8 protein-coding genes and 1 pseudogene are annotated in these 8,069 nt (G+C 61.0%); 7 read left to right on the top strand and 2 right to left on the bottom strand.

From position 1 onward, the window contains the following. Positions 1-1,826: pseudogene (locus AAFM29_RS15955) on the bottom strand (DNA-directed RNA polymerase subunit beta); the annotation flags it as partial. Positions 1,827-2,158: 332 nt separating this feature from the next. Here AAFM29_RS15955 and AAFM29_RS15960 point away from each other — a divergent pair. Both AAFM29_RS15960 and AAFM29_RS15965 read left to right on the top strand, forming a co-directional pair. Further along, positions 2,159-3,223 carry a metallophosphoesterase gene (locus AAFM29_RS15960; RefSeq protein WP_341713760.1) on the top strand — a complete coding sequence of 355 codons (1,065 nt, stop codon included), beginning with the start codon at positions 2,159-2,161 and terminating at the stop codon, positions 3,221-3,223. Next, positions 3,220-4,257, top strand: coding sequence for a hypothetical protein (locus AAFM29_RS15965; protein ID WP_341713761.1), 1,038 nt, complete (start codon positions 3,220-3,222; stop codon positions 4,255-4,257). Before AAFM29_RS15960 ends, AAFM29_RS15965 begins: the two co-directional genes overlap by 4 nt. On the opposite strand, the gene AAFM29_RS15970 is transcribed toward AAFM29_RS15965, so the two are convergent. Beyond that, positions 4,254-4,919, bottom strand: coding sequence for a DUF4956 domain-containing protein (locus tag AAFM29_RS15970; protein ID WP_341713762.1), 666 nt, complete (start codon positions 4,917-4,919; stop codon positions 4,254-4,256). The genes AAFM29_RS15965 and AAFM29_RS15970 overlap by 4 nt on opposite strands. A 204-nt stretch (positions 4,920-5,123) precedes the next feature. Here AAFM29_RS15970 and AAFM29_RS15975 point away from each other — a divergent pair, with 204 nt between their 5' ends. The 5 genes from AAFM29_RS15975 (at position 5,124) to rplJ (ending at position 7,950) form a co-directional block, all read left to right on the top strand. After that, the gene (locus AAFM29_RS15975; RefSeq protein WP_341713763.1) at positions 5,124-5,684 is read left to right on the top strand and encodes a DUF2975 domain-containing protein; all 561 of its coding nucleotides are present in this window, start codon (positions 5,124-5,126) and stop codon (positions 5,682-5,684) included. Further along, a complete protein-coding gene (locus AAFM29_RS15980) occupies positions 5,684-5,908 on the top strand; it encodes a helix-turn-helix transcriptional regulator (RefSeq protein WP_341713764.1) in 225 nt (74 codons plus the stop codon). Before AAFM29_RS15975 ends, AAFM29_RS15980 begins: the two co-directional genes overlap by 1 nt. Continuing rightward, a complete protein-coding gene (locus tag AAFM29_RS15985) occupies positions 5,905-6,696 on the top strand; it encodes a hypothetical protein (RefSeq protein WP_341713765.1) in 792 nt (263 codons plus the stop codon). Before AAFM29_RS15980 ends, AAFM29_RS15985 begins: the two co-directional genes overlap by 4 nt. A gap of 108 nt (positions 6,697-6,804) precedes the next feature. Continuing rightward, positions 6,805-7,026, top strand: coding sequence for a hypothetical protein (locus AAFM29_RS15990; RefSeq protein WP_341713766.1), 222 nt, complete (start codon positions 6,805-6,807; stop codon positions 7,024-7,026). Positions 7,027-7,434: 408 nt separating this feature from the next. Then, the gene (gene rplJ, locus AAFM29_RS15995) at positions 7,435-7,950 is read left to right on the top strand and encodes a 50S ribosomal protein L10 (RefSeq protein ID WP_341713767.1); all 516 of its coding nucleotides are present in this window, start codon (positions 7,435-7,437) and stop codon (positions 7,948-7,950) included. Positions 7,951-8,069: the final 119 nt, after the last annotated feature.

Below are 8,069 nucleotides of genomic sequence, written 5' to 3' on the forward strand. Positions count from 1 at the left end.
GGCGTCTCGATGAAGCCGTACTTGTTGACGCGGGCGAAGGTCGACAGCGAGTTGATCAGACCGATGTTCGGGCCTTCCGGCGTCTCGATCGGGCAGATACGGCCATAGTGCGTCGGGTGAACGTCGCGGACTTCGAAGCCTGCACGCTCGCGGGTAAGACCGCCCGGGCCAAGCGCCGAAACGCGGCGCTTGTGGGTGACTTCCGACAGCGGGTTGGTCTGGTCCATGAACTGCGAGAGCTGCGAGGAACCGAAGAACTCGCGCACCGCGGCCACGGCGGGCTTGGCGTTGATCAGGTCGTTCGGCATCACGGTCGACACGTCGACCGAGCTCATGCGCTCCTTCACCGCACGTTCCATGCGCAGCAGGCCGACGCGGTACTGGTTTTCCAGGAGCTCACCGACCGAGCGGACGCGGCGGTTACCGAGGTTGTCGATGTCGTCGACTTCGCCCTTGCCGTCCTTGAGGTTCACCAGTTCCTTAACCACTGCCAGGATGTCTTCCTTGCGCAGGGTGGTGACGGTGTCCTCGGCGTCGAGTTCGAGACGCATGTTGAGCTTGACGCGGCCGACGGCCGACAGGTCATAGCGCTCGGCGTCGAAGAACAGGCCTTCGAATAGGGCTTCCGCGGTTTCCTTGGTCGGCGGTTCGCCCGGGCGCATGACCTTGTAGATCGCCTCGAGGCCCTCATCGCGGTTCTCGGCCTTATCGACCTTGAGCGTGTTGCGGATCCACGGACCGGTGTTGATGTGGTCGATGTCGAGCAGTTCGAGCGCGTCGATGCCGGCCTTGTCCAGCGCTTCGAGGTTCTCGGCAGCGACTTCGTCACCCGCTTCGATATAGATGCGGCCGGTCTTCTCGTCGATCATGTCGTGGCTGGCGTAGCGACCGAAGATTTCCTCGGTCGGCAGCAACAAGGTGGCGAGACCGTCCTTGGCAGCCTTGTTGGCGGCGCGAGGGCTGATCTTCTGGCCGGCGGGGAACACTTCCTCGCCGGTCTTGGCGTCGACCAGCGCGAAAGCCGGCTTCTGCCCGCGCCACTGTTCGGCAACGAAGGGGATTTCCCATCCGTCCTTGGCACGCTTCCACGTGACGGTGCTGTAGAAGTGGTTGAGGATGTCCTCGGCGTCGAGACCCAGGGCATAGAGCAGAGCGGTGACCGGCAGCTTGCGCTTGCGGTCGATACGCACGTTGACGATGTCCTTGGCGTCGAATTCGAAATCGAGCCACGAACCACGGTAGGGAATGATGCGGGCAGCGAAGAGGAGCTTGCCCGAGCTGTGGGTCTTTCCGCGGTCATGGTCGAACAGCACACCCGGCGAACGGTGCATCTGCGACACGATCACGCGCTCGGTGCCGTTGATGATGAAGGTGCCGTTCTCGGTCATGAGCGGCATGTCGCCCATGTAGACGTCCTGCTCCTTGATATCGAGCACGGAACGGGTTTCGGTTTCCTGGTCGACTTCGAAGACGATCAAGCGCAGCGTGACCTTCATCGGCGCGGCATAGGTGATGCCACGCTGGCGGCATTCGACGATGTCGTACTTGGGCGGCTCGAGTTCGTAGTGCACGAAGTCGAGTTCGGCAGTACCGGCGAAGTCGCGGATCGGGAACACCGAGCGCAGGGTCTTCTCGAGGCCGGAAACATATCCGGTCGCCTTGTCCGAACGCAGGAACTGTTCGTAGCTTTCGCGCTGGACCTCGATCAGGTTCGGCATCTCGACGACTTCGTGGATGTCGCCGAAGATCTTGCGGATGCGGCGCTTTGCCGTGCCCGATGCCTTCGTGCCCCGGGTTTTCTTCGGAGCCTTCGCCTTGGTAGCCATAAGGGGTGTATACCTCTTCTCGTGTGCACCAGCCCGACGCGGATAGGGCCGATAATTCATATCTCATGCGCGTGAGATCCATCGCCGAGACGCGAAAAGGCCGCAGCGGATGGCGCACCGGTTCCGGTGGCTGCTGCAGCTATTCAAGCGTCGCGATTATGGAAACGCCGCTTCCATCCTGTGTCCGATCCCCGCGCATGAATCAGACTCGCTCGAAGCGTGCGGTCGAGGGCCATTTAGGAAGACTCCCGCCCCCTGTCAAACGACGGCGTCGACCATACGGCAAGGAAACGATACTGTGCTATCCAGCTTCGGCAAACCACGGGGGGGCGATGCGAGGATTTCTGGCCATCTTGTGCCGATTGCTGGCCGCACTTCTCCTTGTCAGCGTACCAGCGGCGGCAGACAGCGATGCTCAGCGCATCGTTGCGGTGGGCGACCTGCATGGCGACTATGGCGCCTGGCTCGAAATCGCCCAAGAATCGGGCGTCAGCACCGACGGCAAACATTGGACCGGGGGGCGGTCGATGCTTGTCCAGCTTGGCGACATCGTCGATCGGGGGCCGGACTCACTGAAGATCATCCGTCACCTGCAGGCGCTGGAAAAGGAAGCCGCCAAGGCAGGCGGGAAGGTCGTCGTGCTGCTGGGCAACCACGAGGCAATGAATGTCATCGGCGATCTTCGCTATGTCGATCCCGGCGAATACGCGGTCTTCGTCACCCACAATTCGGAGCGAACGAGAAAGATGGTGTGGCAGGCGATGGCACGATCGCTGGTCGAGCAGGCACGCGCCACCGATCCCGAGGTTACTCCCGAAGCGGTTCGTGCTGCCTGGATGGCGCGAACTCCGCTTGGCCTGATCGAACATCGCAGCGCCTGGTCGCCTGGCGGCGAACTTGGTGCCTGGACGTCTGACCGGCCTGCCCTGTTCAAGGTCGGTGACATTCTTTTCGCGCATGGCGGGATAAGCAGCGAAGCGAGCGCAGAGACCATCGCTGCGATCAATGCCCGTTATGCTGCCGCACTGGCCGAGGGCGCGGAGGTCGATCGCTCTGTCCTCGACGACCAATTGGGGCCGATTTGGTACCGGGGCAACGTGATCGGCGCACCCGATCAGGGCGAACGCCCTGCTCCGCCGGGCGAACTGTCCGCGGCCCTGGCCGGGATGGGCGTTTCACGCCTCGTTGTCGGACACACACCCTCGCTGGCGGGGATCGCCGTCGAACGGGACGGACAGCTCATCCGCATCGATACCGGCATTTCGAAAGCCTATGGCGGTCCGGCCAGCTTTCTCGAGATTGCCGGGGATGAGACCTGGGCTCACGAGCGGGGCTTGGACGGCCAATGGTCACGCCGCGCCCTTCCCGACACACCCAAGACAGGAAAGCAACCATGAGAGCAGCCTCGATCCTTGCGGCTTTGATCGCGCTTCTCGCATGGCCGGTCAACGCGCAGGAAGCGCCGGACAAGGCAACGCCCTTGTTCAGCGACGATACCGTCCTCGAAGTCATAATCGACGGTCCGGTTCGCGAGGTTGTGGGTCGTGCGGAAAAATCGACCGAAATCCACCCAGCCACACTGACATCCGCAGGAGAAAGCCACGCGATCGAGATTGCCGCGAGGGGTGTCTCCCGACGCCGAAAGGACAGGTGCAGTTTCCCACCCTTGCGGATCGGGTTCCCCGAAAAACCAGGCAAGGACTCGCTGTTTCACGGTCAAAAAAGGATCAAGCTGGTAACCCATTGCAACGACAACTCCCGCTTCGAACAGATCGTCCTGCGGGAATATGCCACCTATCGGCTATACAATGCGATCACACCGGAAAGCTTTCGAGTCAGGCTCGCGCGGGTCACATACCGCGACGGCGGCAAGGACATTGCCACCCGGATGGGCTTTTTCATCGAAGATGGGGACGACGCGGCGAAACGTGTCGGGATGAAGGAGGTCGACACCGGCAATGTGCGCGTATCTGCCCTGAACCGAGAGGACGGGGCCCGCTACGCCCTGTTCCAGTACATGATTGGCAATACCGATTGGGCCATGGATGCAGGGCCTGACCCTTCGGTCTGCTGCCACAATTCGCGCCTGTTCGGGAACGCGAAAGATGCGGTCGCCGAACTAACTCCGGTTCCCTATGATTTTGACAACGCCGGGCTGGTCGACGCGCCCTATGCCGTGCCAAGCGAAATCTTGCGCATCCCCAACGTCAAGTATCGCGTCTATCGCGGCTATTGCGCTTTTAATGGCGCGCTGCCGGAAGAACTCGCGCGGTTTCGCGATGCGCGCCCTGCTATCGAAGCCGAACTCACCCGCATTCCCGGACTGGACGAGCGCAGCGTCCAAACGATGCGGCGATATCTCGATGGATTTTTCGGCGACATCGCTGACAGCGACAAGGTAGCGAAGAAGCTCGTCGGGGCCTGCCTCTAGGCTCCCTCGCCTGACTGATCGCTCCGGCTCATCTCGCCTTCCATATCGCCAGATTCAGCGGACCGCAGATAGCGGTGGGTGCCCTGAAGGGCCCCGTAGTCGGCAAGCCAGAGGAAGGCGAAGGTGAAGTTGAACATCACCGTCATCACCAATGCGATCTCGAGTGCGCCAATCCCGGCCGCCAGTCCGATACCGATCGCCAGCAGGATGTAGATAGCGTCGCCCGAACTTTTGAGCGTGTTGCGGAAACGCACTCCGCCAACGATCCCGGCCAGCGAGAACGCCAAGGCCAGAGAGTCGTGCACCATCACCACGATCGAAGTGACCGCGATGGGCAGGACAATCATCGTTTCGACCAGCGCCTGGTCGTATTCCTTGCGGCTGCGGCTTGCCATGTAGGTCCAGGTGACAGGTAGCGTCGTCATCAGGGCTCCAGCGACCGCGATGAACAGCCACGCCACCGAACTGCCGAGATTGCCCACGCGACGGGCCTCGATGCTGACACCATCGAGTGGATTGGTCGGCGGAGCGGTCAGGAGGGTTTGCGCACCGCCGATTGGCAGGAAGTCCGCCAAAGGCGGATAGGCTGCGACCGCAGCATAAACTGCTCCGGTGACGATGGCATAAAACACCGCCAGCCGAACGAAGAGTTGTCGTGTCATGTTGCCCCTGCCCCCCGTGTTCCCCCGAAAGCTATAGCCAAATTCTATTGGCGCACCAAACCGGTCATGCAGCATCGTGCACACCGATCACGGTGGCATGCTGGGGCACTTCAAGCGCCGCGATCTTAGATGCACCGCTGTCATCCAGTGCCCTACCGGCGCGCGTGCACGAGAAGCTTCTTTATCGATTTTCAATATTATTGATTGACGATAAAAGTTGAATGCATCATATCGATAATCAATAAACGGAGATTCGAGATGCTTCCGCTCCTTGTGAGAACCCTACGCATCACCAATTGGTTGAACTGGACTGCGGCCGCGATTCTTGCCTTTCTGCTGGCGGTAATGGTTATCAGTCCTGGGACGCCTCGCGAATTCGTGATGCAGGTGATCGCGTCCGAGAAGGCGAGTGACGTTGCTATCACCTGGTTCAAGTGGGTCTGCGCCATGTCGCTCCCCGTTTGCATTGCGACCCATCTGATTCTGACGCGGGTGATCGCGATGATCCGGGACACCCAGACTGGGGCCGCTTTTAGCGAAGCTAACGCCGACCGCCTGTCGGTCATCGCCTGGGCTTTGCTTGCGATCAATGTCGTGGATCTCATCTTCGGTCAGCTGTCGGTCTGGGCAAGCACAGCGAGTGGTCTCTACTTTGGCTGGTCGCTTTCGCTGACTGGCTGGTTTGCGGTCCCTCTACTCTTCGTCCTGGCCCGGCTGCTGCGTGAAGGCGCACAGATGCGCGACGATCTTGAAGGGACGGTCTGATGCCTGCCGAAGATGACGCATCGATCGTTGTTCGCCTCGACGAATTGCTCCGACGACGGGGCATGACCATGACCGAACTCGCCGATCGCATCGGCCTGACCCTGGCCAACGTCTCGATCCTCAAGACAGGCAAGGCGAAGGCGATCCGCTTTTCCACCCTTGCCGCGATCTGCCGCGAACTCGAATGTCAGCCAGGCGACCTGCTCGGCTACAAGGGAGAATGACTGTGCTCAAATCCGACATTGCCGAAATCTATCGCTCATCCTGGGCCTTCATGCTGGCCTGCCCACTGTTCTTCGCAATTCCGATGCTGGTCGAATTCGCGCAGCACGTGGTCGAACTGGACGCGGGTATGTACATCGACCGGGCAAGCTCCAGTGTCGCGGGCCAAGATCCCCTGCGCTTGCAACTTGGCTTCCTCAAAACTGTAGCGGTACTTCTGCCAGGCTATTGGTTCACCCGCTACATCATGTTCGATCACGACACCGCGAAGGCGACGCGATGCGAATGGCCAGCAGTCGGCCTGTGGTTCACCATCTTCGCTTTGAACGTAGCGCTAACCGCCTGGTCGATGTTCGGCCGCTCGCTGGGCGAGCTTGCCGGACTGGAGGGTCAGACGGCACAGATCGCATCCGCAGTCGTGGGCATCCCATTTCAGGTCATTGGGATATACCTGACCGCCTGGGGAGTCGCTTGGGCGCTCGGCAACGTCCGTGTCGGACCGATCCGTTCGATAGGCATCATGCACGGTTCGTTCTGGTACACGATCGCGCTCACCGTCGCGGGCATCGTTCCCTTGATGGCACTGCACTATGGCTTCGGTTATGCCGCCATCCTGTGGCTGCCCGCTCCGCTCGACTGGGTAGCAATGATCCTCGATTCGGTGCTGGTGGGCCTGCTCGCGCTGACAATGGCCGGAAGCGGGGCTATTGCCGCCCGTCACGCCGGACAGCGCAAGAGCATCAGCCTGTTACCGGACCGGCCTACAGACCCTGCAGCGCTGGCGGCTTGAACCGAATTAAGGCGAAAATTTGCGCAAAATGCAGAATGTGTCTTCACCCGGGCGAAAATGTGGCTATTTTAGGGCCTCGCCAATCCAGGCGAACAAGGATTTATACCCATGAAGAAGATCGCTCTCGTCGCCGCTCTCCCCTTCGCGCTGACCCTCGCCGCTTGCGGTGAGAAGGCTGAAGAAGCTGCTCCGGCCGAAGAAACCGCCGCGACCGAAACCATGACCGAAGAAGCTGCTCCCGCCGACGCGATGGCTGAAGAAGCCGCTCCGGCCGACGCCATGGCTGAAGAAGCCGCTCCGGCTGAAGAAGCTGCTCCGGCTGCTGAGTAATCTTCCGGTCGAGCGCGCCTGAGGCGCGGCTCGGTAAGATACGCGAGAGGCCTGTCCCGCAAGGGGCAGGCCTCTTTGCTTGGGCGGTCCAATAGATCCTGACAGCTTGACTTGCTAGTCAGTTGCTCTAGAGGCGCTCCCCGACCGGCAAGCGCATGCGCGAGCCGATCATCCGTCCGAGACAGTTGGTGAAGGCAATCCAGCCTTCTTAATTTCCAGCCTAGACGGGGACAGAGATTTCACGCGGTGCCCGCAAGGCATTGTCGTTTCGCGCCGTTCTCCAAGCATTTGGAAGGCGCAACTCCTTCCCTGATCGACGGACTCGCCCGTGTCGGTTTTCGGCACGGACAAACGTAGCCGGTCGCATCGGGAGCCATCCCGGCGCGATCACATGTGAAGGAGTATGGCATGGATCGTTCGCAGAAAGCCGATTCGGTCGCCCAGCTCAGCGAGATCTTCGCCCAGTCCGGCGTGGTGGTCATCACCCGCAACCTGGGGCTCTCGGTCGCTCAGTCGACCGAACTGCGTTCGAAGATGCGCGATGCCGGTGCGTCCTACAAGGTTGCGAAGAACCGTCTCGCCAAGCTCGCCCTGAAGGACACCGACTACGCAGGTCTCGACGAGTACCTGACCGGTCCGACCGCCCTTGGTTATTCCGAGGATCCGGTTGCTGCGGCCAAGGCCGTGGTGGAGTTCGCCAAGACCACCGACAAGATCGAAATCGTCGGCGGATCGATGGGCGCGCAGAAGCTCGACGAAGCAGGGGTCAAGGCGCTCGCCTCGATGCCCAGCCTCGACGAACTTCGTGGCACGATCGTGGGCCTCCTCAACGCGCCGGCGACCAAGGTCGTCCGCACGATCAAGGAACCCACCTCGATGCTCGCACGCGTTTTCGGTGCCTATGGCGCCAAGGAAGCCGCGTAAGAGCAGGTTCGACGTACGAACACATATTCATCGGGGCGACCCCGTCGGGCACCCCGGCCCTATATTTGGAGTGAAACATCATGGCCGATATCGCCAAGCTTGTTGAAGAACTGTCGAAG

The organism is Erythrobacter sp., from assembly GCF_038133525.1.
In the GTDB taxonomy this organism is placed as follows: domain Bacteria; phylum Pseudomonadota; class Alphaproteobacteria; order Sphingomonadales; family Sphingomonadaceae; genus Qipengyuania.